At 44.6% G+C, this 25,598-nt stretch carries 22 protein-coding genes; 10 read left to right on the forward strand and 12 right to left on the reverse strand.

Features of this window, described 5'->3' with window-relative positions; translation table 11 throughout:
* Positions 1–70 precede the first annotated feature (70 nt).
* From BM257_RS02295 to rpe, 3 genes are all read left to right on the forward strand, one after another.
* Positions 71–1,876 (forward strand): chloride channel protein, encoded by a 1,806-nt coding sequence (locus tag BM257_RS02295; protein WP_092067854.1) that lies wholly within the window; start codon positions 71–73, stop codon positions 1,874–1,876.
* A gap of 12 nt (positions 1,877–1,888) precedes the next feature.
* Positions 1,889–2,872, forward strand: a complete 984-nt coding sequence (gene fmt, locus BM257_RS02300; protein ID WP_092067856.1) for a methionyl-tRNA formyltransferase — start codon at positions 1,889–1,891, stop codon at positions 2,870–2,872.
* Positions 2,873–3,081: 209 nt separating this feature from the next.
* Positions 3,082–3,735, forward strand: a complete 654-nt coding sequence (gene rpe, locus BM257_RS02305; protein ID WP_092067858.1) for a ribulose-phosphate 3-epimerase — start codon at positions 3,082–3,084, stop codon at positions 3,733–3,735.
* A gap of 42 nt (positions 3,736–3,777) precedes the next feature.
* On the opposite strand, the gene BM257_RS02310 is transcribed toward rpe, so the two are convergent.
* The gene (locus BM257_RS02310; protein ID WP_092067860.1) at positions 3,778–4,377 is read right to left on the reverse strand and encodes an RNA polymerase sigma factor; all 600 of its coding nucleotides are present in this window, start codon (positions 4,375–4,377) and stop codon (positions 3,778–3,780) included.
* Between the two features lie 184 nt (positions 4,378–4,561).
* Positions 4,562–5,434 (reverse strand): glucose-1-phosphate thymidylyltransferase RfbA, encoded by an 873-nt coding sequence (rfbA, locus tag BM257_RS02315; RefSeq protein ID WP_092067862.1) that lies wholly within the window; start codon positions 5,432–5,434, stop codon positions 4,562–4,564.
* A gap of 184 nt (positions 5,435–5,618) precedes the next feature.
* On the opposite strand from rfbA, the gene BM257_RS02320 reads away from it, so the two are divergent.
* From BM257_RS02320 to rny, 4 genes are all read left to right on the forward strand, one after another.
* Complete coding sequence (locus BM257_RS02320; protein WP_092067864.1) at positions 5,619–6,251, forward strand: hypothetical protein; 633 nt, start codon at positions 5,619–5,621, stop codon at positions 6,249–6,251.
* A gap of 77 nt (positions 6,252–6,328) precedes the next feature.
* A complete protein-coding gene (locus BM257_RS02325) occupies positions 6,329–6,628 on the forward strand; it encodes a coiled-coil domain-containing protein (RefSeq protein WP_092067866.1) in 300 nt (99 codons plus the stop codon).
* Between the two features lie 14 nt (positions 6,629–6,642).
* Positions 6,643–6,945 carry a cell division protein ZapA gene (locus BM257_RS02330; RefSeq protein ID WP_092067868.1) on the forward strand — a complete coding sequence of 101 codons (303 nt, stop codon included), beginning with the start codon at positions 6,643–6,645 and terminating at the stop codon, positions 6,943–6,945.
* 35 nt (positions 6,946–6,980) lie between these two features.
* Complete coding sequence (gene rny, locus BM257_RS02335; RefSeq protein WP_092067870.1) at positions 6,981–8,516, forward strand: ribonuclease Y; 1,536 nt, start codon at positions 6,981–6,983, stop codon at positions 8,514–8,516.
* 35 nt (positions 8,517–8,551) lie between these two features.
* Here rny and BM257_RS02340 read toward each other — a convergent pair whose 3' ends face one another.
* Positions 8,552–9,541, reverse strand: coding sequence for a Gfo/Idh/MocA family protein (locus BM257_RS02340; protein ID WP_092067872.1), 990 nt, complete (start codon positions 9,539–9,541; stop codon positions 8,552–8,554).
* A 184-nt stretch (positions 9,542–9,725) separates the two neighbouring features.
* Here BM257_RS02340 and BM257_RS02345 point away from each other — a divergent pair, with 184 nt between their 5' ends.
* From BM257_RS02345 to BM257_RS02360, 3 genes are all read left to right on the forward strand, one after another.
* A complete protein-coding gene (locus tag BM257_RS02345) occupies positions 9,726–11,693 on the forward strand; it encodes a DUF3857 domain-containing protein (protein WP_092067874.1) in 1,968 nt (655 codons plus the stop codon).
* The gene (locus BM257_RS02350; protein ID WP_092067876.1) at positions 11,690–13,549 is read left to right on the forward strand and encodes a transglutaminase-like domain-containing protein; all 1,860 of its coding nucleotides are present in this window, start codon (positions 11,690–11,692) and stop codon (positions 13,547–13,549) included. The genes BM257_RS02345 and BM257_RS02350 overlap by 4 nt, the downstream gene beginning before the upstream one ends.
* Positions 13,550–13,781: 232 nt before the next feature.
* Entirely contained in the window at positions 13,782–15,050 is a 1,269-nt protein-coding gene (locus BM257_RS02360) for an ATP-binding protein (protein WP_092067880.1), read from the forward strand.
* 266 nt (positions 15,051–15,316) lie between these two features.
* Here the strand turns inward: BM257_RS02360 and BM257_RS02365 are convergent, their stop codons facing one another.
* The 9 genes from BM257_RS02365 to BM257_RS02410 all read right to left on the reverse strand — a co-directional run bounded on the left by BM257_RS02365 (position 15,317) and on the right by BM257_RS02410 (position 25,546).
* The gene (locus BM257_RS02365) at positions 15,317–15,979 is read right to left on the reverse strand and encodes a DUF6563 family protein (protein ID WP_143096717.1); all 663 of its coding nucleotides are present in this window, start codon (positions 15,977–15,979) and stop codon (positions 15,317–15,319) included.
* Between the two features lie 33 nt (positions 15,980–16,012).
* Positions 16,013–16,519 (reverse strand): hypothetical protein, encoded by a 507-nt coding sequence (locus BM257_RS02370; protein ID WP_092067884.1) that lies wholly within the window; start codon positions 16,517–16,519, stop codon positions 16,013–16,015.
* Positions 16,520–16,829: 310 nt separating this feature from the next.
* Positions 16,830–17,327, reverse strand: a complete 498-nt coding sequence (locus BM257_RS02375) for an STM3941 family protein (RefSeq protein WP_143096718.1) — start codon at positions 17,325–17,327, stop codon at positions 16,830–16,832.
* A gap of 74 nt (positions 17,328–17,401) precedes the next feature.
* Complete coding sequence (locus BM257_RS02380) at positions 17,402–18,103, reverse strand: porin family protein (RefSeq protein WP_092067888.1); 702 nt, start codon at positions 18,101–18,103, stop codon at positions 17,402–17,404.
* A 157-nt stretch (positions 18,104–18,260) separates the two neighbouring features.
* Complete coding sequence (locus BM257_RS02385) at positions 18,261–19,436, reverse strand: outer membrane beta-barrel protein (protein ID WP_092067890.1); 1,176 nt, start codon at positions 19,434–19,436, stop codon at positions 18,261–18,263.
* Positions 19,437–19,548: 112 nt separating this feature from the next.
* Positions 19,549–19,860, reverse strand: coding sequence for a hypothetical protein (locus tag BM257_RS02390; protein WP_143096719.1), 312 nt, complete (start codon positions 19,858–19,860; stop codon positions 19,549–19,551).
* Between the two features lie 106 nt (positions 19,861–19,966).
* On the reverse strand, positions 19,967–20,359 hold the full coding sequence (locus BM257_RS02395) for a hypothetical protein (RefSeq protein ID WP_143096720.1): 393 nt from the start codon (positions 20,357–20,359) through the stop codon (positions 19,967–19,969).
* 1,630 nt (positions 20,360–21,989) lie between these two features.
* Entirely contained in the window at positions 21,990–23,864 is a 1,875-nt protein-coding gene (locus BM257_RS02400) for a leucine-rich repeat domain-containing protein (protein WP_092067896.1), read from the reverse strand.
* A gap of 536 nt (positions 23,865–24,400) precedes the next feature.
* Entirely contained in the window at positions 24,401–25,546 is a 1,146-nt protein-coding gene (locus BM257_RS02410; protein WP_092067900.1) for a Rid family hydrolase, read from the reverse strand.
* Positions 25,547–25,598: the final 52 nt, after the last annotated feature.

The raw sequence follows: 25,598 nt of genomic DNA on the forward strand, positions 1-25,598 counted from the left end.
ACACTATTAGAAAGAAATGACTGAAGAAATTTGGTTTTTCTCTCACTTATTTGTACCTTTGTGCCTGCGAATGGATAAAGTTTCTGAAACGGAAAGACCGACATGGATACAACGACTGCATGCATGGCGGGTGGAGCATGTGAGTGACAGGATGTTCCTGCTCGTCCTCGCATTCTTTGTGGGTTTGTTTTCCGCCGTTGCCGCTTTCGTTCTGCATGGTATGATCAACCAGATCGTCGCCCTGTTGACAGGACAATTCTCGGTGACGAGTTATAACTGGTTGTATCTGGTATACCCCGTTATTGGTATTTACCTGACCTCTCTCTTTGTCCGCCATATCGTTAAGGACAATATTTCCCATGGTATCACTCGTATTCTCTATGCTATCTCGTCAAATAAGTCGAGGTTGAAAGCGCATAACACCTGGTCGAGTGTGATAGCCTCCGCTATTACCATCGGTTTTGGTGGCTCAGTGGGTGCGGAAGCCCCTATCGTATTGACGGGTTCAGCAATCGGCTCGAACTTAGGACAACTTTTCAAACTCGACAGCAAGACTCTGATGACATTGGTCGGATGTGGAGCGGCGGGTGCTATTGCCGGTATCTTCAAAGCACCGATCGCAGGATTGGTGTTTACGTTGGAAGTCTTGATGATAGACTTGACCATGGCATCACTGTTGCCGATACTTGTCTCATGTGTCACGGCTACCTGTTTTACGTATATCTTCAGTGGCAATGCCGTGCTCTTCTCTTTTCATCTGGATTCTGACTGGACCGTGCAAAGGGTGCCGGCAACCATCCTATTAGGTATCTGCTGTGGTTTGGTTAGTCTTTATTTTATCCGCACGATGAATCTCTGTGAGGATATGTTTGCCCGTTTTAAGGACAAACCCTATATACGTCTGGTAATAGGAGGATTGATATTGAGTACGTTGATTTTCCTATTCCCTTCATTATACGGTGAAGGCTATCATGCCATCAACCTGTTGTTGAACGGTAAGACGGAGGCTGACTGGAATCAGATATTGGACAATTCACTATTCTATGGACACCATGAGCTATTGATGGGCTATATCGCCTTGGTGCTCTTTACCAAGGTCTTTGCCACCAGTGCGACGAATGGCGGTGGCGGATGTGGCGGTACGTTTGCCCCTTCGTTGTTCATAGGTTGTTTTACGGGCTTCCTGTTCTCCCGCCTTTGGAACATGAACCAGGTCGGGGTGTATGTGCCAGAGAAGAATTTCGCGTTGTTGGGGATGGCAGGTGTGATGTCTGGTGTGATGCATGCCCCGTTGACGGGTATTTTCCTGATTGCGGAGATTACCAGTGGCTATAACCTCTTTGTGCCCTTGATGATTGTCTCCGTGTTTGCTTACCTCACGATTATTATCTTTGAGCCCCATAGTATATATGGGATGCGATTGGCGCGTCAGGGGAAACTCATTACCCACCATACCGATCATGCCGTATTGACCCTGATGAGTCTTGACTCAGTGATTGACAGAGACTATCAAGGAGTAGATGCGGATATGGAACTTGGACAGATGGTGCATAAGATTAGTCGTTCCCGTCATAGTGTGCTCCCTGTGGTGGATGCCGCAGGTAGTCTGTTGGGTGAGATTAATATTGTAAAGATACGCCATGTTGTGTTCCGTACCGAGCTGTACCATCATTTCAAGGCGAGCCAGTTGATGACAGCTCCAGCCGCTGTGTTGGATGACGGGACCTCTATGACGGAGGTGATGCGTACCTTTGAGCGGACACAGGCAGACTGGTTGCCTGTGCTGGATGAGGAACGGCATCTAAAAGGATATATTTCCAGAAAACGAATGTATAGTGTATATCGAAAGATGGTACATGATTTTAGTCAGGAGTAAGAGCTTTGTGGTATGAAGAAAGAAGATTTGCGAATCATATTTATGGGTACACCGGAGTTTGCAGTGGAGACACTGAAGGTTTTGGTGGAGAACAATTATAATGTCGTGGCGGTGGTGACGCAGCCCGACAAACCCGTAGGACGGCATGGGTCGGTGTTACAGCCCTCTGCCGTTAAGCAATATGCATTGGAGAAAGGACTCCCGGTGCTGCAGCCGGAAAAGATGAAAGACCCAGTGTTTGTGGAGCAATTACGCTCTTATCATGCCAACCTGCAAGTGGTGGTGGCTTTCCGTATGCTGCCTGAGATAGTATGGTCGATGCCTGAGTATGGGACCTTCAATGTACATGCGGCGTTGCTGCCACAGTATCGCGGTGCCGCCCCTATCAACTGGGCGGTCATCAATGGTGAGACGCAGACGGGTGTGACGACTTTCTTCCTTGACCACGACATTGACACAGGGCGTATCATCATGAGAAAAACATTCGATATTCCTGATGATGCTGATGTGGAATATGTCTATGACGGACTGATGCGTCTGGGTGCGGAAATATGTCTGGAGACACTTAACGTTATTGTCACAGCCAACGGACATCCAGAGACGGTGTCGCAAGATAATTGCCAACTGTCAGTGGACAACGGTCCATTAAAACCTGCCCCCAAAATCTTCAAGGAGACTTGTGAGACGGACTGGTCGAAGACGGCAAAACAAGTGTATGACTTCGTCCGTGGACTGAGTCCTTATCCTGGTGCTTGGACCACCTTGGTCGCTCCCGATGGGAGAGAGACCGTCTTGAAACTCTTTAAGACCCGTAAGACAGGGAAGAAAACAGATGCCGAGAAGGGACGTATATCCATAGAGGGAAAGTCGCTGATGGTGGCTGCCTCTGACGAGTGGCTGGTCATTGACGAGTTACAACTTGCCGGTAAGAAGCGCATGTCAGCACGTGATTTTCTGAATGGGATGAAAGACATGGCGTCGTATCATATAAAATAATGTTAATTATAAAATAAAGTAATCTGGCTGTCCGTTTCAAGAGTAGGAACATTTAAATATATTGCCTATGCAAATTTCTACTCAAGAAAACTTAATTCAGCCTCGTGAGTCAACCATTCTGTTTATCAAGCAGATGGCTCGTATGTACAGAACAGTAAAACAACCAGACAACACCTTCGTGGTACAAGGTCTGAATTAAAAAAAGAAAAATGACGAAAGTATCTCCTTCATTGCTTGCTGCCGACTTCCTGCATCTCGACAAAGACATTGAAATGATTAACCGAAGTGAGGCTGACTGGCTTCACCTTGATGTGATGGATGGCGTTTTCGTGCCTAATATCTCATTTGGCTTTCCAGTCTTAGAGGCTGTCGCTTCTTTGTGTAAGAAACCTTTGGACGTTCATTATATGATCGTACGTCCAGAACGGTATATCAAGCAGACGGCAAAACTGGGGGCAATGATGATGAATGTGCATTATGAGGCATGTGACCATCTGCATCGTACCGTTCAGGAAATTCATGACGCGGGGATGAAAGCTGGTGTGACCCTGAATCCCGCAACACCCGTTTGTGTGTTGGAGGATATCCTTGGTGATGTTGACATGGTGCTGCTCATGAGTGTCAATCCCGGCTTCGGCGGACAGAAGTTCATTGAGAACACCATTCGGAAAGTACAGCGACTGCGTCGGATGATAGATGAAGGTGGCTATCATACCTTGATAGAGGTGGATGGCGGTGTACAGGATGAGACGGCTCCTCGCTTGGTAAAGGCTGGAGTGGATGTGCTTGTCAGTGGAAGCTACGTGTTTAAGGCTTCCAATCCCGAGCAGACTATTCGTGACCTAAGGGAACTTTCTCGATAATCGGTATATTGATATTCCGAGATGTCGGGATAACCAGCGGTGTTAAAGTTCCATATCCAGGAGAATCTGGTGCTGCTTTGCCATGCGTCGCATATTGATGAGGGCATAACGCATCCTTCCTAGGGAAGTGTTGATGCTCACACCAGTGAGCTCAGCGATCTCTTTGAAGGAGAGTTCCTGAAAGTATCGCATATAGACAACCTCCCGTTGGGTGGCAGGGAGTGTCTCCATCAGGTGACGGACGTCATCCATGATTTGTGTGTTGACATATTCACTCTCCCTGCTGCTTTCTGTCAGCGTGTCATTGCTGAGATGACTCAAGTCATTGTCGGCATTGGGCTCTATGATATGCTCGCTCTTGGTGCGGCGGAACCTGTCGATGATGATGTTGTGGGCTATACGTGTCAGCCAGAAAGAGAACTTTCCCGAGTCGGCGTATTTCCCTTCTTGCAGTTTTGTAATCGCCTTGATGAAAGTGTCTTGGAAGATGTCGTTTGCCATATCATGGTCACGAACCACGAAAAGGATATAACTGAACAACTTCTGTTGGTTTCTTGCTAATAACTCATCAAAAGCCTTGTTGTCTCCCGCTGTGTAAAGAAGAGCAAGCTCCTCGTCAGTGCGGTTTGCATATGTCTTCATACTTGAATGTTTTAAATTGAAGTAGAAGTTTTTCCGATAGGCGATCTGTTTTGGTTATTAACAATATTTATTATTTCGGCTGCAAAAATAAGTATTTTAATTCTTTTAACCAAAAAAAAAGGTAAAAAAGTGGCAAAAAGGGGGATTAAAACGTCAAAGAGCAGCATTTTTGCTGCTCTTTGACTTATTCTGCTAACTGTAAAAGGTATCTCCCGTAATCATTCTTCGCCATCGGCTCGGCAATCTCCCGAAGGCGTTCTTTGCTGATCCATCCACGCTTGAAGGCAATTTCCTCCAGGCATGCGACTTTCAAACCTTGCCGTTTCTCTATCACCTCAATAAAGGTGGAGGCTTCTGAAAGGGAGTCGTGGGTACCTGTGTCGAGCCATGCAAAACCACGTTGCAAGGTCTGTACCTTCAGGTTCTTCTGCTTCAGATACTCTTGATTGACAGTCGTGATCTCCAGTTCTCCACGGGCACTGGGCTTGATATTCTTGGCGATTTCCACCACGCTGTTAGGATAGAAATACAGACCTACCACCGCATAATTGGACTTGGGCTTGGCAGGTTTCTCCTCAATACTCAGACAGTTGCCATCTTTGTCAAACTCTGCGACACCATATCGTTCGGGGTCGTTCACGTAATAGCCGAAGACTGTTGCCTGTCCGTGTTTCTCCGCATTCTCCACGCTCTGCTTTAGGAGTCCGGTGAACCCGCTGCCGTAGAAGATGTTATCTCCCAGTACCAGACAGGCGCAGTCATCACCAATGAATTTTTCGCCGATGATGAAAGCCTGTGCCAGTCCGTCGGGAGAGGGTTGTTCCGCATATTCAAAATGCACACCCAGCTCAGAGCCGTCACCCAGTAATCTCCTGAAACCAGGTAAGTCATAAGGGGTGGAGATAATCAGTATCTCACGGATGCCGGCAAGCATCAGGGCAGAGATAGGGTAATAGATCATCGGTTTGTCGAAGATGGGAATCAGTTGTTTGCTGATTCCTTTGGTGATGGGGTAGAGGCGTGTGCCGCTGCCACCGGCTAATACGATACCTTTCATAATATAGCGTTTATTTCTGTTTTCGGGACAAAGATATAAAATAATTCTCAATTATCAATTGTTAATGATCAATTATTTAGTACCTTTGTTAAGATAACGAAGGTACTCATATTCGGAAAAATGCAAATAAATTTGCTTTTTCTCTCACTTATTCGTACCTTTGCACCGTTAAATTCAAATTGTTATGGGATTTTTATCAAAACTATTTGGTCGTAAAGGCGACGAAGAACAACAGAAAGCTGGAGGCATGGAGGATTTCATGACCCTCATTCGCGTATATTTCCAGGCAGTGATGGCATCTGACTTAGGCATCACGAATATGGCGGCATTGCCTGATCTCAGAGTATTCAAGGCAACCTTGCACGTGCCGACGCAGAACAACAAGCTTGGACTGGCAGAGAAGGCACGTTGTAAGAAGATGCTCAAGGAGATCTATGGGATGAGTGATGACTTCACGAAGGAGATAGAGCAGAGCATCCGTAAGCGTTGTAAGAAACCACAGGACATCCAGACTTATATGATCCAGTTCTCGGCCTTCTCGCAGGACTTGCTGATGCTGACGGGTAATCTGATGAAGTTCAAACTCCGCTTGCCCAGCATTTTCAAGAGTGCTATCCGTACTATGACGGAGAAGACAGTGAGTGATATCTTCAACAAGAACGATTTCTCGGACGCGGGGGTGATGAAGACTGTGGTGGCTATCCGCCAGTACGACCAGAAACTGGGTTTCTCCCAGCAGTGGATTACTGATTTCGTATACAGAGTGGTGATGCTTGCCAAGAAGGAAAAGCGACCTTCAGACACCGATACAAAATAAAAAACGTTAAATCTTTACTTTAAAGGTGGGAAGATACTGGAAAATGTACTACCTTTGTAAAACAAAGTGAGGATAGAATGACGCCTAATGAAAAAACGATAGCCGCCTTTGAGACCCGTATAAGGCAGATGATTCTTCGTTTTCAAGAGCTGAAAAAGGAGAACAAGGACCTCTATGCGATGATCGAGAAGAACGAGCAGGACATCAAACAACTGCAGGCGAAGCTGGATCAAGGGCAGAATGACTATAACTCACTGAAAATGGCGAAGATGATCGAGATTACCGATGGTGACCTGGATGGTGCCAAGGAACGGTTGTCGAAGCTGATACGGGATGTCAATAAATGCATTGCAATCCTCAGTGACGAAGAACAATAGGGGAAACAAGCAACATGGCAGATCAAGACAAACTACATATCAGACTGCATGTCTACGATGAGGAGATCGAAGTCACGGTGAAGCGTGAGGACGAGGAGTTCTATCGTGCAGCAGCCAAACTTATCACCGATCGCTATAATGCCTATGCTCAGGCATATAAGGGTCGGAAGAATGAGCACATCATCTCGTTGATGACGCTTGTCGATATCGCGTTGTTATACCAGAAGGAGCGCTCACACAATGATACTGCCCCCTATGATAATGTTCTTGCCCGCCTGACCAAAGAGATTGAGGATGCGCTGGGTTCGTCACGTTGATGATATGAGAACATTAACTCAATATATATAAATTTATGATTATTGTCATTATTACAGCCGTAGTTGCTCTCATACTGGGAGGATTATGCGGATTCTTGATTTTCCGTTATGTCATTAAGGGAAAATATAATGAGATGGTAAATGCCGCCAAGAAGGAGGCAGAGGTGATCAAGGAGAAGAAACTGCTTGAGGTGAAGGAGAAATTCCTGAACAAGAAGAGTGAACTGGAGAAGGAGGTGCAGCAGCGCAACCAGCATATCCAGCAGAACGAGAACCGTCTGAAGCAGCGTGAGATCTCACTGAACCAGCGTCAGGAGGAGTTAGGTCGTCGTAAGAACGAGTTAGACAACCAGCAGACGCGTATCGACAACGAGAAGAAACTGCTTGCCATCAAGAACGAGGAGTTGGAGAAGATGCAGATGCAGGAGCGTACCAAACTGGAGGAGCTCTCTGGTCTGAGTGCCGAGGAGGCAAAGGCTCGTCTGGTGGAGGCGATGAAGGATGAGGCTAAGACGGATGCCGCCAGCTATATCAATGAGATTATGGACGAGGCAAAGCTTAATGCCAATGCACAGGCTAAGAAGATTGTCATCCAGACTATCCAGCGTGTTGCCACAGAGACCGCCATTGAGAACTCTGTCAGTGTCTTCCATATCGACAATGACGACGTGAAGGGTCGTATCATCGGTCGTGAGGGTCGTAACATCCGTGCCCTTGAGGCAGCCTGCGGTGTGGAGATCGTGGTGGACGACACTCCCGAGGCTATTGTTATCTCAGCCTTCGATCCTATCCGTCGTGAGACCTGTCGTCTGGCGCTCCACCAGTTGGTGAGCGATGGTCGTATCCACCCAGCCCGTATCGAGGAGGTTGTTGCGAAGGTGAAGAAACAATTGGAGAACGAGGTGATTGAGACTGGTAAGCGTACGGCAATCGACCTGGGTATCCACGGTTTGCATCCAGAGTTGATCCGTATCATCGGTAAGATGAAATATCGTTCCTCTTATGGACAGAACCTGTTGCAGCATGCTCGTGAGACCGCTAACCTCTGTGCGGTGATGGCTGCTGAGCTGGGCTTGAACCCCAAGAAGGCAAAGCGTGCCGGACTGTTGCACGATATTGGTAAGGTGCCCGATGAGGACACAGAGGATCCACACGCTATCTATGGTGCCAAGATCGCTGAGAAGTTCAAGGAGAAACCTGATATCTGCAATGCTATTGGTGCTCACCATGATGAAATGGAGATGCAGACACTGCTGGCTCCTATTGTACAGATCTGTGACGCGATCAGTGGTGCCCGTCCTGGTGCCCGCCGTGAGATTGTCGAGGCTTACATCAAGCGTCTGAACGACTTGGAAGCTATCGCCATGAGTTATCCTGGTGTTACCAAGACGTATGCCATCCAGGCTGGTCGTGAGTTGCGTGTCATTGTCGGTGCCGACAAGATGGATGATGCCGAGACGGAGGCACTCAGTGGAGAGATTGCCACGAAGATTCAGAACGAGATGACATATCCCGGACAGGTGAAGATCACCGTTATCCGAGAGACACGTTCTGTGGCTTATGCAAAATAAAAGAGAAAGGCTTGGGAATTCCCAAGCCTTTTTTCTTATCTCTTATCCATAGGGTAGTGGACACCCCATTTGAATCGCAGGTCGTCCATCAGTTTCATAATATATAAGGTCTCGTCCAGCGGCATGTAAGGTGTTTCCGTCAACCCGTTGTTGATGGCGTCCTTACAAGCGAGGAACTGGTATTCGTAACCGGTGATCTGCTGGGGCACCTTGATCTCCTCCACGAAGACACGGTCACGCTTGTGGATCTTCACACTCTGCGGATTATTGATATTGTCCACGATGAGGTAGCCCTCCGTTCCGCAGATAGTGCCTTGGTTGTCATTCACACAGCATGCCGACGACTGGATGTTAGCCATGATGCCACCCTCCATACGCCATGAGATCGTGTTGGTAAGGTCCATATCCGTATCCGACTTCATACACTGTGACTCGATTTGTTCTATCTTGGCGTCGCAGAACATACGGACGAAGTTGATGCCATAGACCCCAAGGTCGAGCAACGCACCCCCACAGAGGTCGGCTCGCATGATACGGGGCTTGTCGCCCATACTGTAACCGATACTACCTGTCAGCAGGCGCAGCTCACCTAGTCTGCCGCTCTTAATGATCTCACGAATGGTCTTCACGACAGGCTGATAGCGTGTCCATATAGCTTCGGCAAGGAAGACCTTCTGCTCTCGGGCTGCCTTCACTACGGCAAGACTCTGGTCGTAATTCGCCATGAAAGCTTTCTCTACCAGACAGGGCTTCCCTTTCTGGATAGCCTCCATCGTCACGTCGAAGTGGTGGGAGTGGGGAGTACCTACGTAGACGAGGTCGATATCCTCCGCGTCCAGCAACTCGGAATAGGAGCCATAGGCATGGGCAATTCCCCATTTCCGGGCAAAAGCGTCGGCTTTCTCAAAAGTTCGTGAGGCAACAGCATGACAGGTGACTCCCTCCATGTGTTGAATGGTCAGCGCTGCCTTCTCGGCAATCCATCCTGTGGCAATGATGCCCACTCGTAAATCAGTCTGTTTCATCGTTTTTGGTGTTTAGTGATTGTCTGTCTTGTGCAAAGATATGAATAATTCTCTAAATTAGCAAAAGTACAAGTCCTGTTTTTCATGATCTATAATTTATACAATAATTATTTGGAAGTAAATATCAAATTTAGTACCTTTGCACTATCATTGAAAAATACATAAATCGTAAGCTTTTAATACAATGAAGAAGAAACTTTTCTTAATCCTATGCTTGAGTCTCTCAAGTATCATTGATTTTGCACAAGGATTGCAGGTTAACAAGAAATGGGGTAAGCCGACCCAACAAGAACTAACGATGACGGAATATGCTGCCGATCCGGATGCTGATGCCGTTATATTATATAATAAGGTGGAAGCCTATTATACCATACGTTCCAATGGTTTTCTGGTGACTAATCAGGTGAGGTGCCGCATTAAGGTGTTGAAACCTGATGGCAAGGAATGGGGAAACGTGAGTATCGGCTATTGGGACCATGAGACCAACCACGAAATAAGAGAAAAAGTCGTAGGACTGAAAGGAACATCCTATAATATGGAGAATGGGACTGTCGTGAAAGCGAAGCTGGAGAGTTCGATGATTCATGAGGAGCGGTTGGACAAAGAACAGAAGCAAATCAAGTTCAGCATGCCTAAGGTGCAAGTCGGCACAGTGATGGAATATGAGTACAGGATAGAGAGTGAGATATTCTATGACTTACGAGACTGGTACGCTCAAAGCAGTATCCCAGTGCTGTATACAGAATACTCATTATCAGTACCAGAATGGTTTAAGTTCAGTATTGAGGAGAGTGGTGTCAATCGATTGGATAAAGAGCAGGGTGGCGGTTCCATCAATTTGGGTAACGAAGTCATCCCGACCAATGACTGCACTTTTATAGGTCAAAACTTGCCAGCATTGAAAGACGATGATTTTGTATGGCATGCCAAGGATTTCGGCAGTAAAATCACACACGAGCTAAGAGGAATCTACGTCCCTGGACAGGTTCTTAAGAACTATACCGCGAACTGGGAAGATATTGACAAGACCTTATCAGACGACGCAGACTTTGGAGGCAGGTTGAAGAAGAGCAGTCCTCTCAAAGAAGAGATCGCCGCCTCTGACATCCCTTCTATTACTGACAAGAAAGCGAGGGCTCTCGCTGTCTTCCAGTTGCTGCAGAAGAAAGTACGCTGGAATGGAGAATATGCTTTTGAGGCAAAGTCAGCCTCTAAACTGCTGAAAGAGGGAACAGGAACGAATGCCGACATCAATTTCCTGTATATCAATATGCTTCGAGACGCAGGTGTTGAGGCGATGCCCGTCCTGCTTCGAAAGCGAAGCAGAGGCAGGTTGCCACTGACCCATGCCAGTATCAAATATCTGAGTACTTTTGTCGTAGGCATACAAGATACAGACTCGACACTATGCTATATCGACGCCTCCGTTGAGGCTCCCAGTCTGAATATATTACCTCCAGAACTTCTGGTAGAGCGTGCTCGTGTGTATTCTCCCAAAGGACAGGGTTTTTGGGTAGACTTGCAGAAGGTCGCAAATGGAAAAGAGAAGAAGGTGATTCAAGGAAAACTGGATAGCCAAGGTTTGCTGACAGGACTATGTAATAATGTCTACAATGATGAGGAGGCGGCATGGGTTTCCAAGAAATGGCGTGAGGCGAAGGATAGCCTGTCTATGATAAGTAGTATGAAGGAGCGTGATGGTATTGATATTACAAAATACCAGAGGAAGAGTATTGCCGACAAAACTTTCACTGTCAGGGAGACAATTGGTTTCACGAAACAGTTCGATACGGCAGGTGACCAGATATATCTGAATCCACTTGTCTTGATTCCTATGAAGGAGAATCCTTTCAAGTCAGAGAAACGTGATCTCCCCGTGGAGTTCCCATATTGTCAGCAAGAGACACTCAACGTCATGATAGAGCTGCCGGCAGGTTATCAGGTAGAGGACATCCCCAGCCCGATCGCCTTGGAGTTTGACGGCATGACTGCACGGGTTATCTATAGACAGCAAAACAACCAACTGGCCGTTCAATATCGAATGGAAGTGTCCAAACTTTTTTATTACCAAAACCAGTATGCTGATTTAAGAAGTTTCTTTGATAAGATTGTCGAGAGTTGTAATCAGATACTGACAGTGAAAAAGCTATGATGAGAAATGGTTTGTTCTTTCTTCTGCTGTTCTGCGGCGGCAATGGGTTTGCTCAGAATGTCATCGTTGAGGAGTCACTCACTGAGACAAGATGTGAGAATAAGACGCACATGACGACTCACTATAAGGAGACGAAAACGATTCTGAACGAACAGGGAGCGGATCATGCTCATTTCCTTTGTTCCTGTAATAAGCAGGAGCGTCTGACTTCTTTCCGTGGACAGGTTACAGATGCTTCTGGCAAGGTCATCCGTAAGATCAAGGAGAGTGAGCTGCAACGGACGGAGTATTCACAGTATCTTGCTGTGGATGATTATAAGATGTATTTCACCTATACTCCTCCTGTCTATCCTGTGACTATCACCTACGAATGGACGGTTGACAGTCACGATGACCTGATAGAGTTCCCACCGTTCTGTCCGCAATCAGACTATAAGGTTGCTGTCAAGAAAGCCACCTACCAGTTGACGGTGCCGAAGGATATGACGGTATGCCGTAAAACACAGAATATACAAAAGGACATCTCTGTGACAAGTGATGAGAAAGAACGTCAGGTGTTCTCCTTGGAACTCACTGACTTACCTGCTATACAACAGGAACGTTTTGGGCGCTCCCTCCGTGAGAGAATCCCTCTTGCCTTCTTTGTTCCACAAGATTTCCAATACTACAAGACAGAAGGGAGTCTTGACTCGTGGAACAGCTATGGTAAATGGTTGTATTCGTTGATGGATGGACGTGATGCCTTACCAGAGACCCTGAAGGCTGAAGTGCATCAGATGACTGATGGGCTCAAGACGGACAGAGAGAAGGTGGAACGACTCTATCAATACTTAGGAAAGACCACACGCTATGTGGCGGTGTTCCTTGGCATAGGCGGTCTGCAACCTGCCTTGGCTAAGGATGTGTTCAAGAGCGGCTATGGCGATTGTAAAGGATTGAGCAATTTCATGCATGCTCTTCTGAAAGAGGTGGGGATAACTTCTTATTATACCACCATCAGTACCAAGAACCGCCACCTGTTCCATGATTTTGCCAGTGTGGGACAGATGAACCATGCCGTCCTGCAGGTTCCATTTCCGGGTGACACCTTATGGCTGGAATGCACCAATCCCTTGCTGCCCATGGGATATGTCCACGAGGATATCGCAGGACATGATGCTGTTCTCATAACTCCTGATGGGGGGAAATTGGTAACTCTCCCTTGTTATGCTGACTCTGCCAATTTTATGGGGAGTAGTATGAAGATACAAATAGATAACCAGGGGAAAGCGACAATGGAGATGAGGCAAGTAGCGAAACTGCAACAGTATGAGAGCGTTTTGCCACTATTGTATATGGGACAGGACGATAGGAAACGTGTATTACAGGAGACGTTGAGTATTCCTCAAATGGAGATAGGGGAGATAGAGGTCAAGGGTAATGACAAGGAGTTGCAAATCAATGTCCCTTCTTTGAAGAGTCAACGCTATGCTACGATTTCAGGACAGCGTATGTTCATACCCGTTTGTCCTTTTCATAAAGGATATGGTATGTCGAAAGACGATAGGGAACGAACAGAAAATATCTATGTGACAACAGGCTATCAGGACAAGGATGAGATTGTCATTGCTCTCCCTGAGGGGTATACCATCGAGGCGATGCCCAAGGATGGTATGATAGACACATCCTTTGGTAAATACAGTTATCGCTTGAAAGTCGATAAGGACGGTCGTCAGGTAACCATCCGCTACCGGCTGTTGTTAAAGTCTGGTATCTACGATAAAGCCCAATACCATGAATTCGTCACTTTTATCAATCAAGTGGCAAGTGGCTATGCCCAGAAAATAGTCTTAAAGAAGAATAGTAAGTCAACGTGAGCCCGATAAAAGAATCCTCTTCATAACCAGTACCCTGAATCGAGGGCACTGGTTTTGAAGAGGTCCCTGCCGTGAAGCAGTTCAAAGGTACACCTTTTATTTTGTTTTACATACATGCCTGTTATTGTGCTTTGTTTGCTGATATCGAATAGAAATTGCCTTTTTTGTTTGCTGGTATCAAATAAAAGTATTATCTTTGCCCACGTTTTCATATTTTCAATACAAATGCATCATGGCAATAACGAAAGAAACATTCCGTACCCTGATTCATGAAGGACAGGAAGAGATAAGAGACGTTGAGTTATATAATCGCCCGTTTGACTTCGAAGAAAACGGACGCTATGTACTTGTTGGAGTACGTCAGGCGGGTAAATCCTATATGCTATATAAGCGTGCCAGACAGATGATGGAAGCAGGCTATCAGTTAGAAGATATGGTGTATATTAACTTCGACGATGAACGTCTAATGGGTATGAAGGCAGACGAACTTGACCTTATTCTTCAAGCCTATCAGTCTGTATATAACCATGTGCCTGTGCTTTTCTTCGACGAGATTCAGAATGTTGAGGGCTGGGAACATTTTGCCCGTCGTCTGGCCAACAAGAAATACCATGTCTATATCACTGGCAGTAATGCCAAGATGCTGAGCCGGGATATTCAGACTGTACTTGGTGGGCGATTCTTCGATGCGCTGATATATCCCTATACCTTTTCGGAATACATGGAAGCCAAAGAAATCATACTGGAGAAGGAATGGCAATATGGCAGCCAACGTGCGGTGGTGCAACAGTCTTTTGCAGACTATATGAAGTGGGGCGGTTTCCCTGAACTGCTCTTATTCCGTAACAAACGCAATTGGCTTAACGGTCTCTATGAAAAGATTCTCTTGGGTGACATCATTCAACGCAACAAGGTAAAGAATGAGATGGCATTACGGCTGACCATGAAGCGATTGGCAGAAAACGTTATGCAGCCCATCTCATATAATCGCGTTGCTAACCTGATACGCTCCACAGGGACGAATATAGCCGTTTCTTCTGTCAGCGACTATGTGCGTTATGCACAGGAAGCCTGCATGTTGTTTTCATTGGAGAACTATGCTTCGAAGTTCGTGGAGAAAGAGACGGTGAAGAAACACTACTTTGTTGATAACGGTCTGCTGAGCATCTTTTTGTTCAACGGTGATACAGCGCTGTTGGAAAATCTCTGCGCTATTCATCTGCGCAAACACTATGGAGAGGAATTGTGCTACTATAATAAAAATGTCGAGGTTGATTTTCTCATAGCAGAAGAAGGCTATGCCATTCAAGCCTCCTATTCTATCTATGGTGAGGGCATGCAGGACACTTTTGAGCGTGAGACCAAGGCATTGAAACAGTTGGATACTTTCCTTTCATTGAAGCGTATGGTGATTGTAACTAACGACGAAGAGGGAACAGTCCCGTTAGAAAATGGCAAACAGATTGAAGTAATTCCTGCATGGAAGTGGTTGCTTGAATGACATTCTCTATACTCTAAACATCAGCATGATCCGAAAGGATATCACTTTCGGCAAGGATAGGTGAGCTCCTTTTTATATTTGGAAACAAGTTTTTGTCATTGTTATATTAATTAATACTGTGCAAAGGTATTTCTTTTATTTCATATGACAAAATAATTTACTAGAAAATGGATCATTCAGTCATCGACGAAGTCGCTTGCCAGAGCAAGAACCGTCCCCAGCTTTCTTCGGTAATTGCTTCTTCAGAAAACAATATACTCTTCTCGTCACTGAAGTGGAGTTATAAGTCCAGATTTCATAAGTATCGGCATGACGTGTTCGGCAGCTATACGCTTTTTGTCGTCACTCTCAGCATAGAATTCTTTCAGTAATGAGGGTGCCTGTTCGTCCAACATCTGCTTGATGAGGTCATCATCAAGTAATCGAATCTGAATCTTTCCTTTCTCATCGGCACCTTCAGAGATAACATAACACACCCGATACTTCCTCGCCTTAGTAGCCACAGCCATCGTACCGGCTAGTCCAAACATGATACCTACCGTCGTTTGCTCGCTCAGGACCTCCTTTCCTATAAGCATGTTAACAAACAATACGCTGCGTGTCCCAATCTTCCAGGCTTTTGCGTAACCTCCTCTAAATTTCGTCTTTTGGTATCTCAGATAACGGCAATTCACATACATAGAGTCACCTTGTGCTATGACAAAAGCTTTCTTAATTGCCTTGTTTACATCTTTCTCTTTTGACACAATCTTATAGTCATTGCCTCCTCCCATAAATTTCTCCGTCTTTGTGCGTTTGGTGACGTAGAAAGTGTCTACTGATACCCAGTTTCCATTGACGAAATCCTCGTATGTCATGCAGTACCTGCTTTGTGCCTCGCAAACAGTTACAAGACTAAGCAGCAATAATAGTAATGTGGTCTTTTTCATGATTATTTCATCTTATATGTCTTGTTATTGGAATTATTCTATATTCCCTTTGTTCTCAGTTTTGTTGCCATGGTATTCTATTCGATTTCCTTGTTTCAACATCTCTCGGGTGACGAATAAAGTGTCATATAAATGTTCATTGCATATTTCTTCCCAAGTATGATTTCGTGCTGTCTCCAACTTAATGATAAAGAGGTATGCTTTATGCTCTTTGTCATGTGAGAATAGAGTACCGGATTCTGCGTAATCTGCCGTGGAATCTTGAGGGATGTAGTCATGTGGTCTTATTTCAAGCATTCCCTTTTCGTTAATAGTAGTCCATGTATAATCACACGTATCTCCAGAACATGGTAAGAACCGAAACCTACCACCGTAGACATTTATATAGACACTATCAATATTGTTGCTGAAAGATGCACCAATAAGTATTGTATCTGTTGTACAATTCTTTATTCTCATACGTTCCATAGTGTCCCACCCTGGAAGACAAGAAGCAAAGAGTATCAAAGTGAACGTCATTGATAGGATTTTTTTCTTCATCGTTATTCTACAAATTTTCCTTTCCCTGTTTTTTTGTTTTCTACAAGTACTATTTTCAGGCGATTCAAATTTGCCATGAGAGTTCAATTCTTTTAATTATAATGCAAAAGTATAGAATTTCTTGGAAAAAACAAATTTCTTGGAACAAATAGTATAAAATCTCTATTATAGTAGCATAATCATGCCCCTATTATGCCAGTCGCACCAGGAAACCGCCTATACACGGCATTCCCGGTGCGATTGATGTTTGTTTTGCCCGCCATTTGCCCGCGAAAAGTACATAATTCTATTTATAAAGATAAATTGGAATTTACTTTATTAGCCTCATGTTAAGCAAATCACACAATTCCTGCGGCTTTATGTTGAGACCATCCGCTGGAAAGGATTCCTGAACCCCAGCTATACTTTCATTCAACTTCCGAATGATGCGACCTGCACTGCTTGCATCACTCATCTTCTGAAACTCTACTTCTTTCTTATATTTTATACCTATCTGCTTAGATGACCCCACATTGATCAGATAGAATTCTTCCACATCTGCAAAATGGACCTCCCATTTCTTCATTCCACTATCCATCAAAACAGATTCGTCTGTAATGATATAATAGGCTTTGTGAGCGATTCTTTCTCTCAGTATGAGGAATAACACGAAAAGTCCACCTCCGCCAAAGAATAAGATAGCTGTCCATGCAAAGAATGGCTTTTCTCCATGCAGAAGCATCAAAACTCCCGTTGCAGCAAACATAAAACATACAGCCATCAAGGCTATGTTTTTCCAAATTGAATGATATATTCTTATCTCTCTCATTAATTCTTGCTTTGGCAAGCGACTTAAGTCGATTACCTATTTATCTGTCCCCAAATATTCACTTTTTTCTCATTCTACAAATGGAACTTGTAGCCCAGTGTGACACTGAAGTAACGGTTACGACAGTCCTCGGGATACTCTGTCCTGTCGATTTTCGTCAGCCCGAAATAGTAGCGGGCATCCAGCACCACATTCTTATACTCGTAGGACAGCCCGACTGGGATACCGAAGTCAACGGACTTGCAGACATCGGTAGCCTCCATATAACTCTTCGTGTCGTTGAATTCCAACTCTTCCAATCGGTCTGTCTTAACAGGTACTGCATATATCTCTGTTGTCGACTCCGAGTCACTGCTCAAACAGAATCCCACTTGAATTCCTGCTTTGACGGCAAGTCCCTTAACACCTGGAATATACGCATTGACAAGCAAAGGAAGATTGAGATATTGGGATTTTAACTTACCATCGACTTTAGTCACCACATCAAAATCACCTTGTGCCTGGTTAACGCGCTGTTGCTCAAATTTGTCAATCTTCGCACCTTGTTGTGAGTAAAGAGCACCCAATGAGACACCCAGCCAGTCATTCACGCCATACTCTGCCTCCACGCCAGCAGTGAAGCCCACCTTGTTTTTATATAAGCCGCTATTACCTCCACTTAAACCTGTCACATTGATACCTGCCATCGGCTTGATGGAAAACGTCCCTTTCGGGTTCTGTGCGCTCACACTCGCAACGCAGCAAACGAATGCTGCCAATAATAAATGTTTCTTCATTGTTTTTGAACTTTTATTGTGTATTTTTTATGATGTTGCAAAGGTACGATTATTATCTCATTCTACAAAATGATTGGATAGGAAAGTGGATCATTCAGTCATCGACGAAGTCGCTTGCCAGAGCAGGAACCGTCCCCAGTTTTCTGTTCCCTGAGGTTCAAAACAGGATACCGGCTCTGATGTCTATTGCTGAAGTCTTCAGACTCTCATTGTCCATTGCGTTGAACAGACCGATGGAAGAACTGTAATCGTAATTGATGGAGAGGCGAAGCGTATGTTTGCCAAGGGCAATGTCCGCACCAGCCCCTACATAAAATCCAAAATCCATGTCCTGAAACTTCTTGTTGTCACCACTGACTCCTTCCATCCCTTTCCCGGAAGCTCCTAACAGATGGTTGAACGTGATACCACCACGTATTAGGGGAGAAACCTTCTTCTCCGTATTAAACAGATAGGCAAGACCCCATTGTGTCTGTAATGGGCAGCCCGTCAACTGACGGGAGTCCTTGGTTGCCTTGATATATCCGAGGTCGAGACCTATCTGGGCTATCAGGTGCTTGCTGATACGGGGAAACAGCAGGTCGAGACCTACAGAGACATTCGGAGAGAAAGCGGACAACGAGAAGTCATGATTCCTTTGCAACTGGATATACTTCGGTGTTATGCTACCAGCCTTCATGCTAATTCCCGCATAGAAGTGCAACTTAATACTGGCGGTCTTCTTCTCGTCATACACGAATTGTACGCAGTCACCATATTCCGTGCAATACTCTTCAGAGTACTTGCGGGTCAGCGATGTCAGGTCTTCTCTGTTGTAATCTGTCTTCCAGAGTTGTTCTACCGTCTCACTGCTTTTATGGAATACCTGGGCAAGCTCATTCATGTCTTGTTGTCGGATTTCCCATCTCTCCTTCGTATTATAGTCTAAAAAGTTACGTTCCTGCACAAGTCCGGTCTTACCCTCGTCACTTTCGAAATAGTAATAATTCGTGACCTTATCACTAATATAATAGAGGTTGACACCACCCTTGAGCAGATACTCTGCGAAAAGCAACTGCTCCTTATTGGCTATTCTCACCCTCTTCGTCACATAGAAAGCACCGTTATTCAGAAAGCGATAACCTTTGATGTCAGCAGGTTGATAGGACACATACTCACCCTTTCCCTCTTTTTGGAAGATACACTCATAGGCATTGCGACGATCCGACCGATAGTCAATCACTCCCATGACTGTATCATTCTCATTCGTGATGATATATCCTTGTTTAGGATTCACCTGTGCATGCGTAAAAGCAAACAAAGTGCAAAATAAAATACTCAGTTTTGTTCTCATTGTCGTAAGTTATTAATTATGTTGCAAAGATACGTCTCTTATTTCATTTTACAAAATGTTTAGACAGGAAAGTGGATCATTCAGAACCGTCCCCAGTTTTCTAAGAAATGGATCATTTAGAGTCACTCGCTTTTCGCAAAAAGTCATGATAAATACTATCAGTAAAGGCATCCATCGGTTCCATGTTTTTATTGTCATAAAATGATTTTAATTGGCTACAAAAATGACCATATGCAGGCTTATAGCCATATTGTTTAGCCATCACAACTGAGTAGAATAAGATTTCATGTGGAAACTTTGATTTCTCAATAGTGTCCTTTAGTTCTAAATAAGAAATTACATCGCCAGTACTGATAATTCTAAGTCTTAAACTATCTTCGTGGCTTAAATGATCTACTCTAATATCTGGTTCTAATGGCTGCATATTTATAGCAATAAACCCCCGACAGATTCCCCCCAACAGAAAGCATCCGATGGTCAGAATTACCATTTTTAAACAGGATAGAATCTTATGTGTATTCATTTGACGATTATTTCGTTAATATGGGTTTAATTCTATTTGCAAACTCTAACATTGAGGAATTAGGGGTATAATGATTTTTGTCATATATCGTATCAGTAAGCAGCCTATATACAGTGTATCTTCCACTTTCGTCACTTTCCGCAAACGCTGTATACCAAGTATACATGAACAAGTCATATTTTTTAATCCCATGTTGATACACAATCTCTCCCCAAATTTCATTTAGATTCTCAATGGATGGATTGTTACAAAAATTAACCCTAACACTATCTCTTTCCGCAAAGGGATCGTGGTTGTCTACAGAGGGGGTAGGTTCTGCCAAAGATTTTATCGTTTGTATAATCTCCGGTAGAACCATTCCTATTGCAAATATTATATAAAAATAGAATAACTTCTTCATAAAACCATTATAAACCGAAAATGTCTAACAATTTATCCAACACAGAACTCTGATTCGTTATAAATTTATAATCAGTAGAGCCAAGAAGGAAATTTGGGGACGGTTCTCAATGATCCACTTTTGCCCTGTATATAACCCCGTAGCTGACTCCTGTGATTCGGGAGATTTGTCTGATGTCCGCTCCATATTCGCATAAGCATTATAGTTATTTCATCGACACCACAAAGGTACGGCTTTTATTCCACATTACAAAATTATTACACAAGAAAGTGGATCATTAAGAACCGTTTTCCCCCAAACCCCTAACCTCCAACTGATTTCTTCTGAAACGCCGATGTACAGGGCGTTTGCGGGCAGTTGGAGGTTGCTCTAACCTCCAACTAAGCTCTCACTAACCTCTAACATAGTGGGAGGTGGGTTGGATGTTAGTTGGAGGTTCAGACAACCTCCCACTGGTCTTGCGCCCTTTATTTATCGGGGTTTGCGGCATTTTTAGTGGGAGGTTAGGGGTATTATCGAAAATTCCTGGTTTCCTTCTACATGTAATTTTTAAAACCCTTGTTACCGTTGCCGCCTTGCAAAACTGCTTGATTATCAGGGGATTGTCGGTAACAACATAGCGGCAACGGTGACAAGGAAAGGCGTTTTTGCCCCTAAAATGGGGTAAAAACGAGTATAGTGATGGTATCCATTATTGTTTACTTTTGACGCTAATATCTCCTATGAAAGTAAATTCAGTGTGTTTACTCAGTAAATTCAGTGAATTTACTCACCAAATTCAGTGAATTTACTGAGATAGGAGGCATCGGAATAAAAATCAACTAACAGGGGTGTTTTACGAAGGCGGCACCTCCTGCCTGCGAAGGTGCCGCTTCCTCGGGTCGAAGGCGGCACATTCGACCCTTGAAGGTGCCGCCTTCATAGGGGAAGGGGGCAGGGGTCAGGGTTAAGGGTTCACGGTTCATGGTTCAGGGGTAGGGTGATTAGCAAATGAAGGCTTTAATCGGGTCGAATAAAGCCCTTAATTGGTATGAAAGTGGGCTTTAGTCGGTAACAAAACAACAGTTAGTCGGTAACAAAGTGCCCTTTAGTCGGTATGAAAGTGGGCTTCAGTCGGTAACTGATTTTTATGAATTTTCGAAAAACATATAACCTTATAACATGATGTGGCTCAAATGCCGATAAACAGGGGCTTTGCGGTATGTTAGATGTTCTAACAACATATAACATACATATAACATGGATATATCTTATTTGGTGAGATGTATGTTAGATGTTGAATCATGGGGTCGGTTCTAGTGATCATTTTTCAGTTTCTGAATAACTCCAAACGAAACGCCCGTCAGCTGGGACAGTTGTCTGACTCCTGCCCCAAAGGAAAGGGCGTAACTTAACACTTCATTCTGTTAGAGTCCCCTGCTCTATGCGTATCAGTCTGGTCATATATTTTCCATGAATAATGCTTGACGATGGCAAAAATACAAACATATTTTGATACAGCCAAATTAATTACAATAAATGATCACTAGAACCGACCCCGTGATCCACAGGGGGCTGACCCCCTGTGCTAGACCCCTGTGTTAATTTTATAACCGATCACAAAATGTGACTAGTTAGTAAGTTGTCACAATTACCAAAATTCTCCTTTCAGCAGTCCTGAAGTGCGTTTTTTCGACTTCACCCAGTAGAAATAAGCTCCAGCCAGTGCATCTCTATAGCTGCCATATCTGGGACTGAAAAAGTCATCATTACTGATGTTGAATACATAGTCCCAAAAGTTATTGCTGCTTATTCTTACGATAGTTGCATGATACTTTTTGCCACCGATAGACCACGTCACATGTTTCTTCTGTGCTTTCCATCCCTTGTTTAATTGTAGACTCAGGTCATAATCGAGTATCCCTGGCCATCCATCAGTGTCAGACTGGTCTACCTTCGAATTCGGCAACGGGAAATCATACTTGTTCTCCTCATGGCTCGCTATTTCGGCATCACGACGAGCCTTTTCTTCTTTCGACATATTATTTTTCCAGTACCATTCGCTGTCTTCCTTTATTTTGCCGAATCTGTCGATGACTTTAACAGACTTCAGATTGTCACAAGCCCAGAATATCTTCTTTCCCTTGATTATTTCTATGAGCCGGCTTGGGACAGTAGCCGAGGTTAGGCGTTTACACCAGCCAAACACTTCGTTTCCTATCCTCTCCAAAGATTCTGGAAGCGTCACACTGGTTATAGGACAGCTAGAGAAAGCTTGATCATCAATTCTTTTCAATGTCTTAGGCAAATTGATACTTTTCAGTGACATACAATTATTAAAAGCACTTTCTCCGATAATGATCAGGTTGTCGGACAGGGTACAATTTTCCAAATTTTCACAATAATAGAAAACATAAAATGGAAGTTCGCGGATGCCATTGCCTATATTTACATTTTTCAACGATTTGCAGCCATTAAAAGCGCTTCTACCAATTCTGGTAACTGAATTGGGAATAACAAGACTTTCCACATTTTCTAAGAATCTTAGTGCCTCCTCCCCTATCTTTGTTACTGTCGAGGGAATGACGAGCGACTTTGATTTTGAATGCCGCAACTGAGGAATAGAAGACAAGAAGTTATCGGGAATTTCCGTTGTACCTTCGCAAATAGCAACAAGGCCCCCCCTCTTGTCAATCTCAATATCCACCCCTCGCAATGTGACAATCGCCGTGCCGTTCTGAAAGTCTCTCTTCACCGCAGAGATACCGCAATTTATGACATTTGAATAATTCTTGTCAACAAGAAAGTAAGTCCATTTGCCGTCTTTATGAGCATTGTCCTTAACCCAGGTCATTCCATCTACGGAAGGTGACGACTCAACCATGAATTCTTTCTCCCCTTTCCTCAGAACCTTACCCTTCATCATAAGACCATTGTGGAAAGTCCCCTTGAACAGATATGTCGTATGATGGTTGTTCGCCAAGACATAGCCTGTTCCTTCACCTTCCAGTAAACCGTTGCTTATTTCGCCAGTCCAGTTTACGTCCGATATAGAAGACAGCCTATGTGTATGTGTGTCTCTTATAACAGAAGAACTTGGCGGATAATCTTCCACTTCCACGATAAAAGCCTTGCCCTTTGTCTTGAAATCTGCCGTCAAGTCAATCCATTCTGACTTGTTATTTTCTACTAATTTCGGAAACAATTGTCTGTTCCTTGCGATAATAACCTCGCGGTCAAGCTGCTGTTTCTCATCGGGGCGACAGAAATACACAGACGACACGCCGAAATAGTGGATGATATATCCCATCTTCTCGGCGTTTTCCTTAAACTTCTCACGTTTTTTCTCATTGTCAACTTTTTCTGAGTATTCGTAGCCTTTCGTTTCAATCCATCCCTTAGCGATGGCTTCATCAAACTTCTTCTGCTTCTGCGCATTTACTACCTGTGGGCAAAAAGCCATTGCCACGAAAGCTAGTAAAACTACACTCACCATTTGTTTCGTGTTCTTTTTAATCACAATCATTCCTTTCTTCCTAAATAACGCAGCACTTAAGTTTATCTTTCTTTACAAATACTTGAGCGTCTAATAGTTCTTGCTAAGCAAGCGGCAAAGCCTGGCGGCTCAGGATTTGGTCATGTCAGATGTTTTACTTATCTTTGTGCTGCAATTCAAAACAAGCAAATTTACCCATGACACTGCAAAGGTAAAAAAAATAAATGAATAATCTCCGTTTTGGGCAGAATTTTATAGTTAAGAAAACTGGGGATCTCAGTGATCCACCGCAAAGGTATCATTTTTTTCAAAAGCAAAATATTTGGACAGGAAAGTGGATCAATGAGTCCCCGAATTTTCTGGTTAAGGGGTCAGGGTTCACGGTTAAGGGTTCAGGGTTAAGGGGTTGATTAGCAAATGAAGGCTTTAATTGAGTCGAATAAAGCCCTTAATCGGTATGAAAGTGGGCTTTAGTCGGTAACAAAACAACAGTTAGTCGGTAACAAAGTGGGCTTTAGTCGGTACCTGATTTTTTTGAATGTCTTATTAAAAAAAGACAGTAAATTTTAATAAGCCTTGAGTTGTGGATTGTCCACTTTGCGGACTGCCATGCACTCCATCTCCACCAGCCAGCCGGAACGGCAGACGGGGGCATGGACGATGACATAGGGCTTGCCGTGGAAACGCTCTTCGTAAAGCTGGTGAACAACCTGATAGTCGGAGGTGTCGCGAAGATAAACCACCATATAGCCTACATCCTCATAGGTACACTCCGCCTCAGCGAGCAAGGTCTCCACATTCTCCCACATACGATGGGTCTGCTTGCGGATATCCTTGGGATACATGATCTCGCCCTTGTTATTGATACTTGCCGTACCGGAGATGAACACCTGGCGGCGGTCCTGATAGTCCACACGGGTGCCACGCTCGAAACTCACACCATAGTCGCTGGTGCGGTTGAGGTGGGAGGGAGCGTAGAGGTAGTGAATCTGCTCCTGCTCAATACCGGCGATGGCATAGTTGTCCATCTGTGATAAGACGTTAGGGTCAGCCTGTCTGCCACCGATACCCGTCGAGGCGATGAAGTGTGTGTTGACAGTCAGTCCCTGGGTGAAGAAGAACTGGTTGCGGGCACGGACCACCCCACCATAGTTCAGGTCGACATCATTGACGAAGAACCAGGTGCGGATGCAGTTGTCCTTCAGTGTGCAGCCCTCCTCCAGCAGTTGCATGCTATACTCATTGAAAAGCAGACGTGTCTGGTATTCCGAATTTGCCGCCATGTTATGAGCGCTGCCGTTCCACAGATGACGGAAGTCACCATGTCTCACCTCATAGAGCCCGCTCTTGCCGACACCCGTCTGTACGTTAGTCTGCAGATAAACCCACAGGGCGATCTTGGTACCGTCAAGCGGTGCCTGCTCAATGATGCTCTTGGCACAGTCCGTCACATCGTTGACGATGATGTCGTCAGCCTGGTTGGCGGAGTCACTCAGGAAATAGCGTTTGAACACGCTGCGTGCTCCCTTCAGTTCGCCTTCAAGCAAGGAGTTATAGGCATTGAGTATAGCCTCTAACTGCTCGGAATAGGTCAGTGTGGCATCATCCACATGAAGCATCACGTGGTATTCCCTCACTTCCGTTCCGTTGTCGAACTTGGATACCTCGGCATGTGCCTTCTCGAATGTTATCGTCTTTACTAGATGGTCCATTGTCTTTTAATTTGACCGCAAAGGTACAAAAAAATGATAGAAACGCAAAAGG

This window comes from Prevotella sp. tf2-5, assembly GCF_900115435.1.
Classification (GTDB): Bacteria; Bacteroidota; Bacteroidia; order Bacteroidales; family Bacteroidaceae; genus Prevotella.